The organism is Micromonospora sp. NPDC049523 (assembly GCF_040676775.1).
Taxonomy (GTDB): Bacteria; Actinomycetota; Actinomycetes; order Mycobacteriales; family Micromonosporaceae; genus Micromonospora_G.
The window spans coordinates 14728-32380 of the sequence record NZ_JBFAPP010000032.1; the positions used below are offsets into that span (position 1 = coordinate 14728).

General features: G+C 69.3%; 14 protein-coding genes and 1 riboswitch. Of the genes, 6 read left to right on the forward strand and 8 right to left on the reverse strand.

Features of this window, described 5'->3' with window-relative positions:
* Positions 1 to 19 precede the first annotated feature (19 nt).
* The 4 genes from AB0J90_RS32605 to AB0J90_RS32620 all read right to left on the reverse strand — a co-directional run bounded on the left by AB0J90_RS32605 (position 20) and on the right by AB0J90_RS32620 (position 4310).
* Positions 20 to 1033, reverse strand: coding sequence for a LacI family DNA-binding transcriptional regulator (locus tag AB0J90_RS32605; protein WP_363602572.1), 1014 nt, complete (start codon positions 1031 to 1033; stop codon positions 20 to 22).
* A 77-nt stretch (positions 1034 to 1110) separates the two neighbouring features.
* Positions 1111 to 1956, reverse strand: a complete 846-nt coding sequence (locus AB0J90_RS32610; protein ID WP_363602574.1) for a carbohydrate ABC transporter permease — start codon at positions 1954 to 1956, stop codon at positions 1111 to 1113.
* On the reverse strand, positions 1953 to 2960 hold the full coding sequence (locus tag AB0J90_RS32615; protein WP_363602576.1) for a sugar ABC transporter permease: 1008 nt from the start codon (positions 2958 to 2960) through the stop codon (positions 1953 to 1955). The genes AB0J90_RS32610 and AB0J90_RS32615 overlap by 4 nt, the downstream gene beginning before the upstream one ends.
* Positions 2961 to 3017: 57 nt before the next feature.
* Positions 3018 to 4310: an extracellular solute-binding protein gene (locus AB0J90_RS32620; RefSeq protein WP_363602578.1), complete on the reverse strand. Its 1293-nt coding sequence runs from the start codon at positions 4308 to 4310 to the stop codon at positions 3018 to 3020.
* Between the two features lie 251 nt (positions 4311 to 4561).
* On the opposite strand from AB0J90_RS32620, the gene AB0J90_RS32625 reads away from it, so the two are divergent.
* The 4 genes from AB0J90_RS32625 (at position 4562) to AB0J90_RS32640 (ending at position 9660) form a co-directional block, all read left to right on the forward strand.
* Positions 4562 to 6187, forward strand: coding sequence for a glycoside hydrolase family 43 protein (locus tag AB0J90_RS32625; protein ID WP_363602581.1), 1626 nt, complete (start codon positions 4562 to 4564; stop codon positions 6185 to 6187).
* Positions 6188 to 6519: 332 nt separating this feature from the next.
* Positions 6520 to 7713: an endo-1,4-beta-xylanase gene (locus AB0J90_RS32630; RefSeq protein ID WP_363602584.1), complete on the forward strand. Its 1194-nt coding sequence runs from the start codon at positions 6520 to 6522 to the stop codon at positions 7711 to 7713.
* Positions 7714 to 7803: 90 nt separating this feature from the next.
* A complete protein-coding gene (locus tag AB0J90_RS32635) occupies positions 7804 to 8853 on the forward strand; it encodes a polysaccharide deacetylase family protein (protein WP_363602586.1) in 1050 nt (349 codons plus the stop codon).
* Positions 8854 to 8964: 111 nt separating this feature from the next.
* Positions 8965 to 9660, forward strand: a complete 696-nt coding sequence (locus AB0J90_RS32640) for a polysaccharide deacetylase family protein (protein WP_363602588.1) — start codon at positions 8965 to 8967, stop codon at positions 9658 to 9660.
* Here the strand turns inward: AB0J90_RS32640 and AB0J90_RS32645 are convergent.
* Both AB0J90_RS32645 and AB0J90_RS32650 read right to left on the reverse strand, forming a co-directional pair.
* Positions 9647 to 10306, reverse strand: coding sequence for a response regulator transcription factor (locus AB0J90_RS32645; RefSeq protein WP_363602590.1), 660 nt, complete (start codon positions 10304 to 10306; stop codon positions 9647 to 9649). The two genes, AB0J90_RS32640 and AB0J90_RS32645, sit on opposite strands and share 14 nt — an antisense overlap.
* The gene (locus tag AB0J90_RS32650; protein WP_363602592.1) at positions 10303 to 11469 is read right to left on the reverse strand and encodes a histidine kinase; all 1167 of its coding nucleotides are present in this window, start codon (positions 11467 to 11469) and stop codon (positions 10303 to 10305) included. Before AB0J90_RS32650 ends, AB0J90_RS32645 begins: the two co-directional genes overlap by 4 nt.
* 117 nt (positions 11470 to 11586) lie before the next feature.
* Between AB0J90_RS32650 and AB0J90_RS32655 the strand changes: the two genes are divergently transcribed.
* Complete coding sequence (locus AB0J90_RS32655; RefSeq protein WP_363602642.1) at positions 11587 to 12504, forward strand: ABC transporter ATP-binding protein; 918 nt, start codon at positions 11587 to 11589, stop codon at positions 12502 to 12504.
* The gene (locus AB0J90_RS32660) at positions 12501 to 13487 is read left to right on the forward strand and encodes an ABC transporter permease subunit (RefSeq protein WP_363602594.1); all 987 of its coding nucleotides are present in this window, start codon (positions 12501 to 12503) and stop codon (positions 13485 to 13487) included. The genes AB0J90_RS32655 and AB0J90_RS32660 overlap by 4 nt, the downstream gene beginning before the upstream one ends.
* A 216-nt stretch (positions 13488 to 13703) precedes the next feature.
* Here AB0J90_RS32660 and AB0J90_RS32665 read toward each other — a convergent pair whose 3' ends face one another.
* Together AB0J90_RS32665 and AB0J90_RS32670 are read right to left on the reverse strand one after the other, a co-directional pair.
* Positions 13704 to 14723: a ribonucleotide-diphosphate reductase subunit beta gene (locus tag AB0J90_RS32665; protein WP_363602596.1), complete on the reverse strand. Its 1020-nt coding sequence runs from the start codon at positions 14721 to 14723 to the stop codon at positions 13704 to 13706.
* A 36-nt stretch (positions 14724 to 14759) separates the two neighbouring features.
* Complete coding sequence (locus tag AB0J90_RS32670) at positions 14760 to 17138, reverse strand: ribonucleoside-diphosphate reductase subunit alpha (protein WP_363602645.1); 2379 nt, start codon at positions 17136 to 17138, stop codon at positions 14760 to 14762.
* A 143-nt stretch (positions 17139 to 17281) separates the two neighbouring features.
* Positions 17282 to 17516: riboswitch (cobalamin riboswitch) on the reverse strand.
* Positions 17517 to 17653: the final 137 nt, after the last annotated feature.

The window sequence follows — 17653 nt, forward strand, 5'->3', positions numbered from 1 at the left end:
GCGCCGTACGGGCGGTGGCTCAGCGGCGCGGAGGAGCGGTGCTGTCCCGGACGACCAGTTCGGTGGCGAGTTCGACCCGAGGGCTCTCGATCCTCTCCCGCTGGGCCAGGCGCAGCACGGTACGGGCGGCGAGCATGCCCATCTCCGCCAGGGGCTGGCGCACGGTGGTCAGCGGGGGCGAGCACCAACGTACCTCGGGCAGGTCGTCGAAGCCGACCACGCTGACATCGTCGGCGACCCGCAGCCCCCGGCGGCGGATGGCCTCGTACACGCCGAGCGCCATCTGGTCGCTGGAGGCGAAGATGGCGGTGGGCGGGTCGGGCAGTTCCAGCAGCAGGCTTCCGCCGGTGTAGCCGGCCTCGTGGTAGAAGTTGCCCGGTCGGATGAGTTTGCCGTCGACGGGCAGGCCGGCGGCTTCCATCGCGGTCCGGTAACCGTCGAGCCGGGTACGGCTGCACAGCAGTTGCGGCGGCCCGGCGATGAACCCGATCCGGCGGTGGCCGAGACCGATCAGGTACTCGGTCGCGCGCAGACTGCCGGTCCAGTTGGCCGCGCCGATCGTGGGCGCGCCCTGGGTGGGTACGCCCGCCGGGTCGACGATGACAACGGGGATGTTGAGCCGACGCAGCTCGGCCTGCAGCGGCGGCTCCAGGGCGGAGGTCACGAAGATGACGCCCTCGGTGGTACGGGCGCGCATGTTGTCGAGCCACTGCTTGGCCGACGACGTCTTGCGGTGGATCGCCGAGACGACGGTCCCGACGTCGGCGGCGTGCGCGACGTCCTCCACGCCACGGATGATCTCGACCGCCCAGGGGCTGTCGAGATCGTTGAAGACCAGGTCGATCAGCCCGGCGGTACTGCGTACGGCGGTGGGTCGGCGCTGGTAGCCGTGGCGGTTGAGGACCTGCTCGACGCGTTCGCGCGTCTCCGCCGAAACGTCGGATCGGCCGTTGATGACCCGCGAAACCGTCGGTACGGAGACGCCGACCTCGCGGGCGATGGCCGCGATGGTGACCTTGCGGTTGTCGCCCACGCCAGGTTGCTCCTTCTCTGTTGCGCCAGCAGATCGATCTCGGTACGGGCCGGGCCCGGTAGCGCGGGCCCGGCCGCTCAACCCTTCACGCTGCCCGCGAGCCCACCGATGAGCTGACGTTCGGCGACGGCGTAGAACGCCAGCGCGGGAACCATGGAGAGCACGACGTAGGCCAGGACACGGGCGGTGTCGTCGGCGTACTGGCCCTGGAAGGCCTGCACCCCCACCGGCAGGGTCCACCAGCTCTGGTCGGTGAAGACGACCAGCGGCAGCATGAAGTTGTTCCAGCTCGCGACGATGGCGAGCACCGAGACGGTGGCCAGGGCGGGCCTGGCCATGGGCAGCAGGATCCGCCAGAAGAAGGCGAACGGCCCGCAACCGTCCAGCGTGGCTGCCTCCTCCACCTCGCCGGGAATGGTACGGAAGAACGACCGCAGGATGATGATCGTGACGGGTAGCCCGAACGCGGCCTGGGGCAGGATCACGCCCAGCGGGTTGTCCAGCAGCCCCATGCTGCGCAGCAGGATGAACAACGGCAGGATCGCCACCGTGAACGGGAACATCAGCCCGACGGCGAACAGGGTGAACAGGAACTCCCGCCCCCGGAAGGTGAACCGGGCGAACACGAACGCCGCCATCGCCGAGGCACCGACCACGATCAGTACGGTGGCCAGGGCGATCAGCGTGCTGTTGCCGAGCTGCCGCCAGAACACCCCGGAGGCGAGGATGGCGGTGTAGTTGCCCGGCACCCACGGGTGCGGCAGGCCGAGCGGGTTGGTGGAGAGCTGGCCGTTGTCCTTGAACCCGCCGAGCACCCCGAACGCGATCGGCACGACGATGGACGCGCCGATCACTATCGACACGACGTGCAGGGTCAACCGGCGCAGGCGGGCGGAGGTGCTGGCCTGCTGGCTCGTGGTCATCGTTGGACCCCCCGGGTGGTCAGCGCACCCTCGATGTCCCGCCGCAGCACGAAGCGCTGGTAGAGCAGGGCGAAGACGAGACTGAGCAGGAACATGATGATGCTGATCGCGCTGGCGTAACCGACCTCGAAGCGGCGGAAGCCGTACTGGAACATCGTCACGGCCAGGGTTTCCGAGGAGCGGATCGGCCCGCCTCCGGTGAGCACCCAGACCATGTCGAAGAGCTGGATGGTGCCGATGACGGAGAGGAACACGCTGATCCGGATGGTCGGGCCGAGCAGCGGCAGCGTGACGTGCCGGAACACCTGCCAGGTGCTGGCACCGTCGGTGGTGGCGGCTTCGGTCAGCTCCCTGGGGATGCCCTGCCGACCCGCCAGATACAGGATCATGTAGAAGCCGAAGTACTTCCACGAGATCACGAAGAACAGTGCGTAGAGCACGGTGGAGGGGTCGGCGAAGAGCGAGCCGCCGAGTTCGCCGGCACCGAACCAGCCGAAGACGGTGGTGCTCAGGCCCCGGTTGGGGGAGAAGACGAGGGTGAACAGCACCGCCGTGGTCACCTCGGACAACACGTACGGGGCGAAGAAGACCAACCGGTAGATCGCCCGCCCGCGGATCGGCTGGTTGAGCAGCATGGCCAGGGCCAGCGACACGGGTAGCTGGACGAGGACCGAGAGCGCGATCAGGATCAGGCCGCGTCGCAGGTCGCCCAGGAACACCGGATCGTCGACGGCCCGGGTGAAGTTGTCCAGCCCGACGAAGTTCTCCGGCAGGTTGAAGCCGTTCCACTTGAACAGGCTGGTGTAGGCGGCCACCAGGATCGGCACGATCACCAGGAGCAGGAACAGCACCAGGGCCGGGGCGAGGAAGATGGCGATCGTACCCAGCCGCCCGAGCTTGGGCCGGGCCCGGCGGCCACGCTGTCGCGTGGCCGCCGGCGGTACGGGTGGGAGCTCGGTCGGCGCGTTGTCGGTGCGCAGGCCGGTGCCGGCCGGTGGGTTCATCCTGCCTGCTCCACTCGCTGGTCGTACCGGGGTGCGGGATTCTGGGGGCGGGGCATGCTACTGGCTCTTCGCCACCGTGGTGATGTCCTTGACGATCTGTTCGGGCGTCTTGGACCCGGCGACCAGCTCGGCGATGCTGTCGTTGACCTGCTGACCGACCGCGGGTGGGTAGGCCTGGTCCAGGTAGAGCTGGAACCCGGTCGCCGAGGCCAGGGTCGACGCGACCACCTTGTTGTTGGCGTCGGCGATCGCGTCGGCCGCGTCCTTGACGGTCGGCAGCACCGCGCCGGTGGTCGCGGACTTGCGCTGGTTGGCCACCTCGAGCAGCGTCTTGAGGAAGTCGAGGGTCGCGGGTGGGGCGTCCTTGCCGACGGCGAACCCGTTGCCGCCACCGAACACCTCGGTCGAGGTGCCCTTGCCGCCGTCCACCGACGGGAACGGGAAGAAGCCCAGCGTGTCGCCGAGGCCCTTCTTGCTGGTCGACGAGGAGGCCTGCACCGCGGGCGCCCACTGGCCCATCAGCTCCATGGCCGCACCACCGTTGCCCATGGTGGCGGCCTGCCCGTCCGGTGAGCCGTATTCGGCGGCGAGGAAGTCCTTTTGGAACGGCGAGAGCGCGACCAGTTCCTTCAGGCGCGCTCCCGCCGCGATGAAGTCGGGGGTGTCGAAGTTGTGGTCGGTGCCGGCCTTCTTCAGCGCGTCCAGGCCGCCGATGCGCATCACCAGGTAGGACCAGTAGAAGTGGGCGGGCCACTTCTCCTTGCCGGCCAGCGCGATCGGGGTGATCCCGGCGTTCTTGATCTTGCTGACGGTGGTGAGCAGTTCACCCCAGGTCGCTGGCGGGGCGGTGATGCCAGCCCTGGTGAAAAGTTCCTTGTTGTACCAGAACCCGACCATCCCGACGTCGAACGGCACACCGTAGATCTTCCCGTCGACGGTGTACGGCTCCACCGACACCGGCAGCAGCGAACCGATCCACGGCTTCACGTCGTCGGTGATGTCCTTGACCAGCCCGGCCTCGATCTGCTGCTTCAGTACACCGCCGCCCCACGACTGGAACAGGTCCGGCGGCGAGCCGGCCTGGGTGGCGGTGGTGAGCTTGGTCTTGAACGCCTCGTTCTCCAGCGGCTGGATGGCCACCTTCACATTGGTGTGCGCGGTCTCGTATTCCTTGGCCATGGCGGCCCAGACGGGCAGCATCGGCTCGGTGTTCTGGATGTGCCACCAGTTGATGGTCTGGGGGCCGTCCGGGTCGGCGGATTCGTCGTTGCCGCAGCCGGCCAGCAGGAACGCGCCGGCGCTGGCACCGGCGAGGCCCAGCAGGGATCTGCGGGAGAGGTGCGCCGTCATGAGCCATCCCTTCGAGGTACGTACGAGGTACTCGGATGCCGATCGGTCAGCGGGAGGTGTAAACGGCCCCGGAAGTTTCGGCAAGAGACCGGTATTTTCGATTGATGACGGGCACGTTACGACGCGGCGAAGGTGCCGGTCAAGGTCTGTCGTGTCTCGACTTTGCCGGTTATCGTGAGCGAGAATTTCGACATCTTGACGCGAAACTTCCGGACAACCGCCGGAAGCACGATCGTCAGAGGGGACGAACTATGTCGACCGACATCGCGAGCGTCACGACGGCCGCCGGATCGATCCGCAACCCCATCCTCAGCGGCTTCCACCCGGACCCGTCCATCCTGCGCGTGGGCGACGACTACTACCTGGCCACCTCGACGTTCGAGTGGTACCCGGGCGTACGGGTGCACCACTCGCGGGACCTGGTGCACTGGCGGGCCCTGGGTGGGGTGATCACCGAGCGGCGCCTGCTGGACCTGCGCGGTACCGGCGACTCCAACGGGGTGTGGGCCCCCGACCTGTCGTACGCCGACGGGCTGTTCCACCTCGGCTACAGCGACGTCGCCAGTTTCGCCAGTGGCTACTGGGACCCGCAGAACTACCTCACCACCGCGCCCGAGATCGACGGCCCCTGGTCGGATCCGATCCCGCTGCACGCGCACGGCTTCGACGCCTCGCTGTTCCACGACGACGACGGCAGCAGTTGGCTGCTGGCCATGAGTGCCGACTGGCGGCCGGGCCGCGACCGTTTCGGTGGCATCGAGATCCAGCGTTACGACCGGGCCGCCCGCAAACTCGTCGGGGACGCCCGGCTCATCTTCCAGGGCACCGAGGTCGGCCTGACCGAGGGCCCGCACATCTACCGGCATGACGGCTGGTACTACCTGCTCACCGCCGAGGGCGGCACGAGCTGGGAGCACCAGGTCAGCATCGCCCGATCCCGGTCCCTGTTCGGGCCGTACCTGAGCGACCCGGCCGGACCGTTGCTCACCTCCGTCGGCCGTCCCGAACTGCGCTTGCAGAAGGCCGGCCATGGCAGTCTCGTACGCACCCAGACCGGGCAGTGGTACCTGGCCCACCTGGTCGGGCGGCCCTACACCCCGCTGGGCAACTGTGTGCTGGGCCGGGAGACCGCCCTGCAACGCGTCGAGTGGCCGACCGACGGCTGGCCCTCGATCCCCGGCGGTGTCCCCGCCGACGAGATCGCCGCACCCGACCTGCCCGCCCACCCGTGGCCGGCGGAGCCGGCGACCGACCACTTCGACGACGAGTCACTGGGCACGGCCTGGTCCACGCTGCGCCGCCCGGCCGGGCCCGACTGGGTCGACCTGACCAGCCGCCCCTCCCACCTGCGGATCTTCGGCGGGCAGTCTCCCGTCGGCCGGCAGTCGCCGAGCCTGGTCGCCCGCCGGGTCGGTGCGACGCGCTGTTCCCTGGAGACGGTGGTGGAGTTCGACCCGGCCGACCATCGGCAGCTCGCCGGCATCACCGGTTACTACAACACCGCGAACTGGTACTACGCCTACCTCACCCGCGCCGACGACGGCCGGCGGCTGTTGGAGGTGCTGAGCTGTGACAGCGGCCGGCTCACCGCCCACCCGGACCTGAGCGTCGACGTCGGCGCCGTCGACCGGGTCGGACTGCGGGTGACCTTCGACGGACCCGTACTGCGTCTGGCGTACCGCCTCGGCGACGGGTGGTTCGACCTGCCGGCGGAGTTCGACGCCACCATCCTGTCCGACGAGCACGCCGCCACCGTCATCGACGGGGAACCCGCCGCCTGGGGATTCACCGGTGCCTTCCTCGGTCTGTGGGTGCAGGACCTCGGTGCCGACGGTGTCTACGCGGACTACGACTACGCCACGTACCTCGAGCACTGACCCGCCGGCCGCCTGACCCTCGCCCGTGAAAGTGCGGGCGGGGGCATCAGGCTGTCTCCCGTCAGAACCGAAACTTTCAGTCCGGTCCGAGAGTTTTCATGCCGCTTCACGAGGGATGGCGTGCCGGGAACCTGTTGACGGCTGTCGATTCCGGTCGTAAAGTTCCGGCCAAGTTACGGAAGACCCGTAACGTACGAGAGCAGGCGCGGCGCTCGTCCGCGCAGCCACCCGCACCGCAGTGACGCTTCCGCGACGGGAGCTACTTCCGTCTGCCCGCACCCCCGTTCGCACGATCCCGTCCGTCACCCGTCCCAGTCCTGAGAGGACGCTCGATGAAGCTGCGACGATGGATAGTCGTCGGCACCGTCGCCCTGGCGACCGCCGGCACCCTGAACAGCCTGCCCGCCTCGGCGGGGCGCACGGTCCAACCCGGCGACCAGAGCCTGCGTACGCTCGGCATGCGGCACGACCTCTACATCGGCACCGCGGTCGACATGGCCGCCCTGAACGACCCGGCCGACCCGCAGTACCGGCAGCTCGCCGCCTCGCAGTTCTCCTCGGTCACCGCCGAGAACGTGATGAAGTGGGAGAGTTTGGAGCCCACCCGCGGCACCTACAACTGGGCGCCCGCCGACGAGCTGATCGCCTTCGCCAAGCAGAACAACCAGCGCGTACGCGGTCACGTGCTGGTGTGGCAGAACCAGCTGCCGGGCTGGCTCACGGCCGGGGTCGCCGACGGCTCGATCGACCGGGAAGAGCTGCGCGGCATCCTGCGCAACCACATCACCACCGTGGTCAAGCACTTCAAGGGCAAGATCTGGCAGTGGGACGTGGCCAACGAGGCGGTCAGCGACCCCTGGGACAACCCGCCGGCCCTGCACTACAAGGGCTTCTGGGCAGAGCACCTCGGACCCGGTTACGTCGCCGACGCGTTCCGGTGGGCCCGGGCCGCCGACCCCAACACGCTGCTGTTCTACAACGACTACAACATCGAGGCCTTCGGCTCGGGCGACCCGACCAACGACAAGACCCAGTTCGTGTACGACATGGTCAAGCGACTCCGTACGTCCGGGGTGCCGATCGACGGTGTGGGCAGCCAGGGCCACCTCGGCACCCAGTACGGCAACTACGACACCATCCAGGTCGCCGACGCACTCAAGCGTTTCACCGACCTCGGGCTGGCCACCGCGTTCACCGAGGTGGACGTACGCAGCCAGATGACACCGGGGGTGCAGGCCGGCGACTCCAACGAGATCAACCCCCGGCTGCAGGCGTCGGCGGCCAACTACAGCGTCCTGCTGCAGGCGTGTCTGTCCAACCGGCGCTGCCTGTCGTTCACCGTCTGGGGCTTCACCGACCGGCACTCCTGGATCCCCGGTTGGTTCGAGAACCCGCCGGAGGGCCTGGCCACCCTGTACGACGAGAACTACCAGCCCAAGCGCGCGTACAACACGGTCAAGGCGGACCTGATCTACGCCGGTGCGCCGTACGTGCTGCCGCGCATCCCGCAGAAGCCACGCCGGTAGTACGCGTACCGACCTATCCGTTCGGCCGTCCCGCCGGGCGTCGTCGCACCGCCCGTACCCATGAACCTCCTTCTTCCGAGGAGCCGGCCCATGTCATCCACCCACCGCCTGTCCCGACCCGCTCTCGCACTCACCGCCCTGGTCACCGTCGTCGCCGCCACGGCCGTCGCGCTCACCGCCGCGCCGTCGGTCGCGGCCGCCAACTGCAGCAACGGGTACGTCGCCCTGACCTATGACGACGGCCCCAACCCCGGCACCACCAGCACGCTGATCAACACGCTCACCGCCAACGGCGTACGCGCCACCTTCTTCAACATCGGGCAGAAGGCCCAGCAGAACCAGGCGCTCGTCCGGGCCCAGCAGCAGGCCGGCATGTGGACCGGCAACCACAGTTGGACCCACCCGCACCTGACGCAGATGAGCGCGGCACAGATCACCTCGGAACTCAGCCAGACCCAGCAGGCGATCCAGCAGGCGATCGGCACCGCACCACGGCTGTTCCGCCCCCCGTACGGCGAGACCAACGCCACCCTCAGGTCGGTCGAAGCCCAGCTCGGGCTCACCGAGGTGCTGTGGAGCGTGGACTCCCAGGACTGGAACGGCGCCAGCACCGCGCAGATCGTGCAGGCCGCGAGCACCCTGCAGAACGGCGGCGTGATCCTCATGCACGACGGTTACCAGACCACGATCAACGCCATCCCGCAGATCGTCGCGAACCTGACCAGCCGCAACCTCTGCGCGGGCATGATCTCCACCAGCACCGGTCGGGCGGTCGCACCGGACGGCGGCGGCAACCCCGGCCCGACGGCCACCCCGACGACGCCCCCGCCCGGCGGCGGCACCTGCACGGCCAGCTACCGCGAGACCCAGCGCTGGGGCGACCGGTTCAACGGCGAGGTCACCATCCGCGCCGGCGGCACCGCCCTCACCAGTTGGACCGGCACCGTGACCCTGCGCAGCCCGCAGCGGGTCTCCACGGTGTGGAACGGCAGCCCCAGCTGGGACAGCAGCGGGGTGGTGATGACCGTCCGACCCAGCGGCAACGGCAACGTGCCGGCGGGCGGCAGCACCACCTTCGGCTTCACCGTCATGGCCAACGGCAACTGGACCGCCCCGACGGTCTCCTGCCGTACGCCCTGACCGACGAGATCCGCTCGGCCGGCGTCACCCACCGGAGCGCCGGCCGAGCGGACATCCCGACCCATCCGGCACCGATCCCGCCGGCAGCGGCGGAGGAAAGGCGGACCCGCCATGCCACCACCGTTCACCCGTCCGCTCATCCACGCCGGCATCGCCCTGGGCGCACTCGGACTCGTGCTTGCCGCGGGCGGTCCCGCCCAGGCGCACCGGCCCGGACCGAGCGCCAGGATCATCGACACCGCACGGGGGAGTGGGTCCGTCGTCAGCTTCACCTTCGACGACGGACCCAACCCCGCCGACACCCGGCGCCTGCTCTCGGTCCTGCACAGACAGCGGATCCAGGCCGTCTTCTGCCTCTGGGGCGACCACGTCGACGAACACCCCGATCTGGTACGCCGGATCGTCGCGGCCGGTCACACCCTGTGCAACCACGGCATGCACCACGACGACATGAGCACCTGGACCCCGGAACAGATCAGGGCGGATCTCCGCGAGACCAACGCCGCCATCCGCCGTGCCGTACCCGGCGCCGTCATCCCGTACTTCCGTGCTCCGTACGGCAGCTGGGGTCAGACGCCGGCCGTTGCCGCCCGACTCGGTATGCAACCACTGGGTTGGCGCCTTGCCATCGCCGACTGGGAGACACCCGGTACGGAGGTGCTGCTGAGCCGCCTGCTGGAGGGTGTCACGCCGGGCGCGGTCGTGCTGATGCACGACGGAGGCGGCGACCGCGGCCAGACCGTCGACGCCGTCGAGCGGGCCATTCCCGTCCTCCGGTCGCAGGGCTGGCGTTTCACCCTGCCGTGACCGCGATGCGGTTCTCCCAGGCCCAGGCGGCGATCTCGACCCGGTTGCGCAGGCCGAGCTTGGCCTGGATCCCGGACACGTGACTCTTCACCGTGCTCAGCGAGATGAACAGCTCGGCGGCGATCTCCCGGTTCGTCAGGCCCCGCGCGATCGCCCTGACGACCTCGGTTTCCCGGTCGGACAGTGGCGACGTCCGCTTCGCGGCGGCTGGTGCCCCTACCGCCGCCAGGTGTCGCAGCAGCCGCAGGGTGACCGCTGGCGAGATCAGCGCGTCTCCGGCGTGAGCGGCCCGGACGGCCTCGACGAGCAGCGTGGGACCGGCGTCCTTGAGGAGGAAGCCGACCGCCCCGCCACGCAGCGCGCCGTACACGTAGTCGTCGAGGTCGAAGGTCGTCACCACTATCACCCGCAGCGGATGGGCGACGCCGGGGCCGGCGAGGGCGCGGGTGACCTCGAGGCCGTCCAGGCGAGGCATCCGGATGTCCACCAGACACACGTCCGGGCGCAGCCGTCGAGCCAGGGCGATCGCCTCGACCCCGTCCGCGGCCTCGCCGACCACGGTGATGTCGGGCTGGTCTTCGAGGATGAGCCGGAGACCGCCGCGAATCATCGCCTGGTCGTCGGCGATCAGGACGTTGATGGTCACCGGGGCTCCCGTACGGCGACGGGAAGGGTGGCGGTTACCGACCAACCCTCCCGGGGGCGCGGCCCGGCGTACAAGGTGCCGCCGAGGGCCTCGACCCGTTCGCGCATCCCGACCAGGCCGTACCCGCCGCGCAGCGGGGACGCGGCCGGAGCCGGCGGCGCGTCGTCGAGCACCTCGACCCTGACGGCCTGCTCGTCCTGGGCGACGCTGACCTCGACCGAACGGGCATGGGGGGCGTGCCGGGAGACGTTGGTCAGGGACTCCTGGACGACCCGGTAGACGGTGGTGGTCACCTCGGGGGGCCATCCCGAGGTGCGCTCGGGCAGCCGTAGTCGTACCGGTGGGCCGTGACCGTCGAACCGTGCGACCAGCTCGCTGAGGTGTTCGGGTCCGGGCATCGCGGGTGCCGCGTCGTCGGTGTCGCGCAGTACGCCGACCACCCGGCGCATCGCCGTCAGCGCCTCGGAGCCCGCCGTCTCGATGCCCGCCAGTGCCCTCTCGATGCCCGCCAGGGAGTTCTCCGGGTTGTCCGGGCGTCTGCGGGCGAGGATCTGGGTGGCCTGGGCCTGGAGCACGATCCCGGTGATGTGATGTGCGACCACGTCATGCATCTCCCTGGCCAGCTCCAGGCGCTCGTCGCGGCGTACTCGGTCGATGGTCGCCTTGCGCCCGGCGTCGAACAGCCGTAGACACAGCCCGACGGTGAGGGCCGCGACCCAGCCGATGCCGTTCAGCGCTGCCACCGCTCCCGACGAGGAGGGCGCCGTGGCGAGATTGCTGAGCACGACCACGGCGAAACCCGTGGCCGCGGCCACACCCGCCAACGGGACGGAAAGTGTGCGCAGTGCCGAGCCGACCAGCACGGACAGGCCTAGGGCCATGGCTGGGCCGGGCTCGGCCGGTAGCTCGGCAACCCTGGCGACCAGGATGGTTCCCGCCGCGACGGCCAGGCCCGCGGCTGTCGCCCGGACCCGGTGGCGCCGACGTACGAGGGCGATCGTGCACACCACCACCCCGGCGGTGAAGTCGAACAACCAGTAGTGACCGCCCCAGCTCACGGCGAGCGCGACCGCCTGGAAGACCAGCGCCACCGCGAACGCGGCACCGAGTCCGATGTCGGCCGCCGTGGTGCCCCGCCCGGACCGCCATTGCCCGATATCCACGCTGTTCAGGCTACGAAATCTCCGTCCGCACCGAACCGGTCAAAAGTACGGCCGCGGTCGCCGCGAACCGTGCTTCGGACCGATGCCGGCGCCGTGCCGGCTCCGCAGGATGAGCCCATGCCACCAGAACACTCCGGCCCGGTGCTGATTGCCGAGGGTCTCACGAAGCGTTACGGGCGACGACAGGCGCTGACCGATTGTGATCTCCAAGTTCCGCAGGGAAGGGTGATCGGTCTGGTCGGTCCCAACGGGGCGGGCAAATCAACCCTGCTGCAGTTGGCCTGCGGCCTGATCGCGCCGACCTCGGGCAGACTCCGGGTGCTCGGTTCCCGGCCCGCCGCGAACGCGGCCCATCTGGCGAAGGTCGGTTACGTCGCGCAGGACACGCCCGTCTACCCCATGCTGACCGTAGCTGATCACCTGCGCATGGGTGCGCGGCTCAATCCCGCCTGGGATCCGTCGCTGGCGAACCGGCGGATCGCGCAGCTAGGTCTGAACCCTCGCCAGCACGCGGGCCGGCTCTCCGGCGGTCAGCGCGCCCAGCTTGCACTGACCATGGCGGCGGCCAAGCGGCCGGAGCTGTTGATCTTCGATGAGCCGGCGGCCGCTCTGGACCCGCTGGCGCGCATCGGATTCCTACGCCACCTGATGGAGTCGGTCACGGAACTAGGGGCCAGTGCGGTGCTGTCGTCGCATCTGCTCGCTGACGTCGAGCGGGTCTGCGACTACCTGATCGTGCTCTGCGACTCCCGTGTCCAGGTCGCCGGCGACGTCCGCGACCTGCTGTCGACCCACTACCGGCTGGTCGCGCCGCGCGGCGCGCTCGACCGGCTGCCGGGCGGGGTCGAGGTGATCCGGATCGAACACACAGATCGGCAGAGCAGTGCGGTCGTGCGTACCGATGGTCCACCGCCCGGTCCTCCGTGGACCGCCAGCGCCCTGCCTCTCGAGGAACTGGTCCTCGGGTACATGACCCGGGCGGCCGAAGGGGCCACCGGTTCGGCCGCCGCGGTGATGGGGGAGGTCCTGCGATGACCTGGATGACCTGGCGTCAGTTCCGTGTGCAGGCGGTGGTGGGCGCCGCCGCGCTGGTCGCGATGGCGATCTACCTGGTGATCCTGGGTACGCAGATCCGGCACGGCTACGATGCCGACCTCGTCGGGTGCCACCACCGGGCCGGCGGGTGCGGGTCGCTGACGGCCGAGTTCGTGGACCGGTACCGGGCCCGGCTGCAGATCCTCGGCGCCCTGCTCGTTGTCGTTCCCGGCATTCTCGGAATGTTCTGGGGCGCGCCGTTGATCGCCCGGGAACTCGAGACCGGCACACACCGGCTGGCGTGGAACCAGAGCGTGACGCGGCGCCGGTGGCTGGCCGTCAAACTGCTGTTCGTGGGTCTGGCCAGCATGGCCACGGCTGGACTGTTCAGCCTCCTGCTGACCTGGGCGGCCAGTCCGTACGACCTGGTGGCCGGAGACCGGTTCACCGCGTTGCAGTTCGGGGCGCGCAATATCGCACCCGTGGCGTACGCGGCCTTCGCCTTCGTGCTCGGCGCAACCGTGGGGCTGACGGTGCGCCGTACCGTGCCGGCCATGGCGCTCACCGCCGTGGTCTTCGCCGTGGTCCAGGTCGCCATGCCCGTGCTCGTCCGGCCGCATCTGATCGCGCCGGTCAGCGACTCGAAGGAGGTGACCGCGGAGACGGTCCGGAACCTCAGCTTCCTGGGCAGTGAGGCGGACATCGGGGGACTGCGGATCTCCGACGCCTGGGTCGTCTCGACCAGCAAACTGCTCAACTCGGACGGTCAGCCGGTCGAGCTGGACCGCTACCGAGCCTGCATCACCGGCGTGTTCGACGCGATCGCGGACTGCATGGGCAACCTCGACCTGCAGGTCCGGGTGGCGTACCAGCCGGGTGAGCGCTACTGGGACTTCCAGTGGTTGGAGTCGGCGATCTTCCTCGTGGCGGCCGTGGCACTGGCGGGCTTCGGCCTGTGGCGCATCCAGGGCCGCCTGCCCTGACGGGAGGGGCGGTGCCGGAAGCTCCCGGCACCGCCCCTCCCGCGTGCTCGGGCGCGGGTGGCGCGCACCTCGGCGGCCGCGGCGACGAGGCGGGCGAGGGCCTGTGTCCACCTCGGCGTAGCCACGGGTCTTCAACCCAGTCGAGGTACGCCTACTGCTCCGACCGGCGCAACGGCAGGGTGCGTGGGCGGCCGACCCACCCACCACCGGAGACGCTCAGAAGTCGTCGTCGAAGCTGACCGTGCCGCTCACCCCGACCTGGTACGCCGACACCCGGCGCTCGAAGAAGTTCGACAACTCCTGCACGTCCTGCAGTTCCATGAACGCGAACGGGTTCTTCGACCCGTACATCGGGGGAAGGTCGAGTTGCGCGAGCCGCCGGTCGGCGACGTGCTGGAGGTACTCGCGCATGTCCGGCAGGGACATCCCGGAGACGCCCTGTTCGAGCAGGTCCTCGGCGAACTGGACCTCACACTCGACCGCCTCGGCGAGCATGTCGCGCACCTGCTGGCGCATCTCGTCGTCGAACAGGTCCGGTTCCTCCCGACGGACGGTGTCCACGACGTCGAAGGCGAACGCCATGTGCATGGACTCGTCGCGGAACACCCAGTTGGTGCCGGAGGCGAGCCCGTGCAGCAATCCCCGGGAGCGGAGGAAGTAGACGTAGGCGAAGGCGCCGTAGAAGAACAGGCCCTCGATGCAGGCGGCGAAGCAGATCAGGTTGAGCAGGAACGCCCGCCGGTCCTCGCGGCTGCGCAACTCCCGCAGTTCGAAGATCGAGTCGATCCAGCGGAAGCAGAACTCGGCCTTGCGGCGGATCGACGGGATGTTCTCGATCGCGTCGAAGGCGGCGAACCGCTCCTGTTCGTCCGGCACGTACGTGTCGAGCAGGTTGAGGTAGAACTGGACGTGCACCGCCTCCTCGAACAGTTGCCGGGACAGGTAGAGCCTGCCCTCCGGCGAGTTGACGTGCTGGTAGAGGTTGAGCACCAGGTTGTTGGCGACGATGGTGTCGCCGGTGGCGAAGAACGCGACCAGGCGGCTGACCAGGTGCCGTTCGGCCGGGGTCAGCCGGCCGAGGTCGGCCAGGTCGGAGTGCAGGTCGACCTCCTCGACGGTCCAGGTGTTCTTGATCGCGTCGCGGTACCGGTCGAAGAAGTGCGGGTAGCGCATCGGCCGCAGGGTCAGGTCCATCCCCGGGTCGAGCAACATGGAGGTCTTGGCGGTGCTCGTCATCGTGTTGCCTCACGTGTGGGTGCGGGTGGGGGCTACTTACTGGCAGGCTTCGCAGGACTCGGGGTTCTCCAGCGAGCAGGCGACCGCGTCGGTGTCGACGGTCACCGGGCGGTCGATGGTGACGGTGGCCTGCTGGATCCGGGTGGCGGGACGGGAGCGCAGGTAATACGTGGTCTTCAGCCCCGACTTCCAGGCGTACAGGTACATCGAGGAGAGCTTGCCGATGTTCGGTGCGCTCATGAACAGGTTCAGCGACTGGCTCTGGTCGATGTACGGGGACCGGGCGGCAGCGAGGTCGATCAACGCCCGCTGGGGCAGTTCCCACGCGGTCCGGAACAGCTCCCGTACGTCGGCCGGCAGCGACTCGATGCCCTGGACCGAGCCCTCCGCGCGCCGGATCTCGGTACGCACCTGCTCGGTCCACCGGCCCAGCGCCTTGAGTTCCCGTACCAGGGCGGTGTTGATCTGCAGGAACTCCCCGGAGAGCGTCTCCCGCTTGAACAGGTTGGACACCTGCGGCTCGATGCACTCGTAACAACCGGCGATCGAGGCGATGGTCGCCGTCGGGGCGATCGCGACCAGCAGCGAGTTGCGCAGGCCGTGTGCCGCGATCCGCTGTCGTACCGCGCTCCAGCGCTGCTCCTGGGTGGGGGTCACCCCCCACAGGTCGGGCTGGAGCTGACCGCGCGCCGCCCGCGTCTGCGCGTACGCCGGGTGCGGTCCGAACTGTTCGGCCAGGTCGGCGGAGGTTTCCAGGGCGGTCAGGTAGATCTCCTCGGAGATCCTGGTGGAAAGCTCCGACGCCCGCGCGGAGTCGAACGGCAGCCGGAGCGCGAAGAAGACGTCCTGCAGGCCCATCAGGCCGAGCCCCACCGGCCGCCAACGCGGATTGCTCGCCGCCGCCTCGACGCTCGGGTAGTAGTTGATGTCGATCACCCGGTCGAGGAAGAGCACGGCGGTACGGACCGTGTCCCGTAGCCGCTCCCAGTCGATGTCGTCGCCCGCGACGTGCGCGGCCAGGTTGATCGAACCGAGGTTGCAGACCGCCGTCTCGCCGTCGCTGGATACCTCGACGATCTCGGTGCAGAGGTTCGACAGGTGCACCACGTTGCCGGGCTCGGCGGTCTGGTTGGACAGCCGGTTCGACGGGTCCTTGAACGTCATCCACCCGTTGCCGGTCTGGGCCAGGGTGCGCATCATCCGCCCGTACAGGTCACGGGCCTTGACCTGGCGCACGAACCGGCCGGCGGCCTCGGCGGACCGGTAGGCGGCGTCGAACTCGTCCCCCCACAGGTCGGGCAGTTCGGGCACCTCGGCCGGGTCGAACAGCGACCACGTCTCGTCCGCCTCGACCCGCCGCATGAACTCGTCCGGAATCCAGTTGGCCAGGTTGAGGTTGTGCGTACGCCGGGCGTCCTCACCGGTGTTGTCCCGCAGCTCCAGGAACTCCTCGATGTCCGGGTGCCACGGTTCCAGGTAGACGCAGGCCGCGCCCTTGCGACGGCCACCCTGGTTCACCGCCGCCACGCTCGCGTCCAGGGTCCGCAGCCACGGCACGATCCCGTTCGACAGGCCGTTCGTGCCCCGGATCAGCGCGCCCCGGGAACGCACCCGCGACCAGGCGATCCCGATCCCGCCGGCGAACTTCGACAGCTTTGCCACCTGGGCGTACCGGTCGTAGATCGAGTCGAGTTCGTCGCGGGGCGAGTCGACCAGGAAACAGGACGACATCTGGGTGTGCGCGGTGCCGGAGTTGAACAGCGTCGGGGAACTCGGCAGGTACGCGAGCGTTGACATCAACCGGTAGAACCCGATCGCCTCGCCGGGCGTACGGGACAGGCCGCAGGCGACCCGTAGCAGCCAGTACTGCGGCGTCTCCAGCACCAGCCGCCCGGTCGGGTGGCGCAGCAGGTAGCGGTCGTGGACCGTACGCAGCCCGAAGTATTCGAACCGCAGGTCGGCGGTGGGGTCGATCGCGTCGTCGAGCTTGCGGGCGTTGACCGCCACGAACCGTGCCGTGTCGTCGCCGATCAGCCCGAGTTCGTGGCCGAGGCGGATTGCCTGGCTGAACGACGCGATGCCGTGGCCGCGTACCTCCTTGTCGACGTAACCGGCCAGCAGCCGGGCCGCGAGCCGGGAGTACTGGGGCTCCTCGCCGATCATCTCGGCGGCGGTCTGGATCGACAACCGGTCCAGTTCGGCCGTGGTCGCCCCGTCGTAGAGTCCACTGATCGTCCGGGTAGCCACCCGCAGCGGGTCGATGTCGTCCAGGTCGTCCGCCCAGCGCTGCACCGCCCGGACGATCTTGTCGACGTCGACCGGTTCGAGTGTGCCGTTGCGCTTGCGTACCTGCATCTGCGTACGCCGCTGCCCCGGCGTGGGCAGATCGCCGCCCGTCGTCGTGCCGTCCGGCATCAACTCTGTGACCGTCACCTGTCGCTCCTCGGTACTCGTCGCCGACGAGGTCCGGAGTGCGCGCAGGCAGGCAGGGACGCACGCGAAACGCGCGTCTGTGCCGTCGGCCGTCCCGCGCGGCCTCGGACCGCCGCGCACGGATGGGCCGGCGCGGCGCGGCTGGCAGGTCTTCGGACTCATGGGCGCGGCCACGGCTACCCGTGACTCCCTACTGACCGTCGCTTCCCAGGTCACCCGGCAGAGGCCGGTTGTCTCCCAGTGCTGTGTGACGGCTGTCGTTCCCACTCACCGCTGCGGGGCAGTCCCGGACTTCCACCGGGTTCCCTCTTGCCTCAGCCAGGTTGGATACCCGGCCGAACCAGTCGCGCCACAGACTATATATGGGGGAGGCCTGGAAACCGAACACCAGATGTCGTGTCGGGTGTGTCGGCGGGCCGCGGCCTGGCACTCCCCATCGAGGTCGGTCACCCGCGGCCGGCGCGCGCCTCCCGAACCGTCCGTCGTGTCCTGTCCGG

What these genes read in the sequence shown, in the direction of transcription:
- AB0J90_RS32610 (WP_363602574.1), bottom strand. Translation starts at nt 1,956, where the DNA reads ATGACCACGAGCCAGCAGGCCAGCACCTCCGCCCGCCTGCGCCGGTTG.
- AB0J90_RS32615 (WP_363602576.1), bottom strand. Translation starts at nt 2,960, where the DNA reads ATGAACCCACCGGCCGGCACCGGCCTGCGCACCGACAACGCGCCGACC.
- AB0J90_RS32620 (WP_363602578.1), bottom strand. Translation starts at nt 4,310, where the DNA reads ATGACGGCGCACCTCTCCCGCAGATCCCTGCTGGGCCTCGCCGGTGCC.
- AB0J90_RS32625 (WP_363602581.1), top strand. Translation starts at nt 4,562, where the DNA reads ATGTCGACCGACATCGCGAGCGTCACGACGGCCGCCGGATCGATCCGC.
- AB0J90_RS32630 (WP_363602584.1), top strand. Translation starts at nt 6,520, where the DNA reads ATGAAGCTGCGACGATGGATAGTCGTCGGCACCGTCGCCCTGGCGACC.
- AB0J90_RS32635 (WP_363602586.1), top strand. Translation starts at nt 7,804, where the DNA reads ATGTCATCCACCCACCGCCTGTCCCGACCCGCTCTCGCACTCACCGCC.
- AB0J90_RS32640 (WP_363602588.1), top strand. Translation starts at nt 8,965, where the DNA reads ATGCCACCACCGTTCACCCGTCCGCTCATCCACGCCGGCATCGCCCTG.
- AB0J90_RS32655 (WP_363602642.1), top strand. Translation starts at nt 11,587, where the DNA reads ATGCCACCAGAACACTCCGGCCCGGTGCTGATTGCCGAGGGTCTCACG.
- AB0J90_RS32660 (WP_363602594.1), top strand. Translation starts at nt 12,501, where the DNA reads ATGACCTGGATGACCTGGCGTCAGTTCCGTGTGCAGGCGGTGGTGGGC.
- AB0J90_RS32665 (WP_363602596.1), bottom strand. Translation starts at nt 14,723, where the DNA reads ATGACGAGCACCGCCAAGACCTCCATGTTGCTCGACCCGGGGATGGAC.
- AB0J90_RS32670 (WP_363602645.1), bottom strand. Translation starts at nt 17,138, where the DNA reads ATGCCGGACGGCACGACGACGGGCGGCGATCTGCCCACGCCGGGGCAG.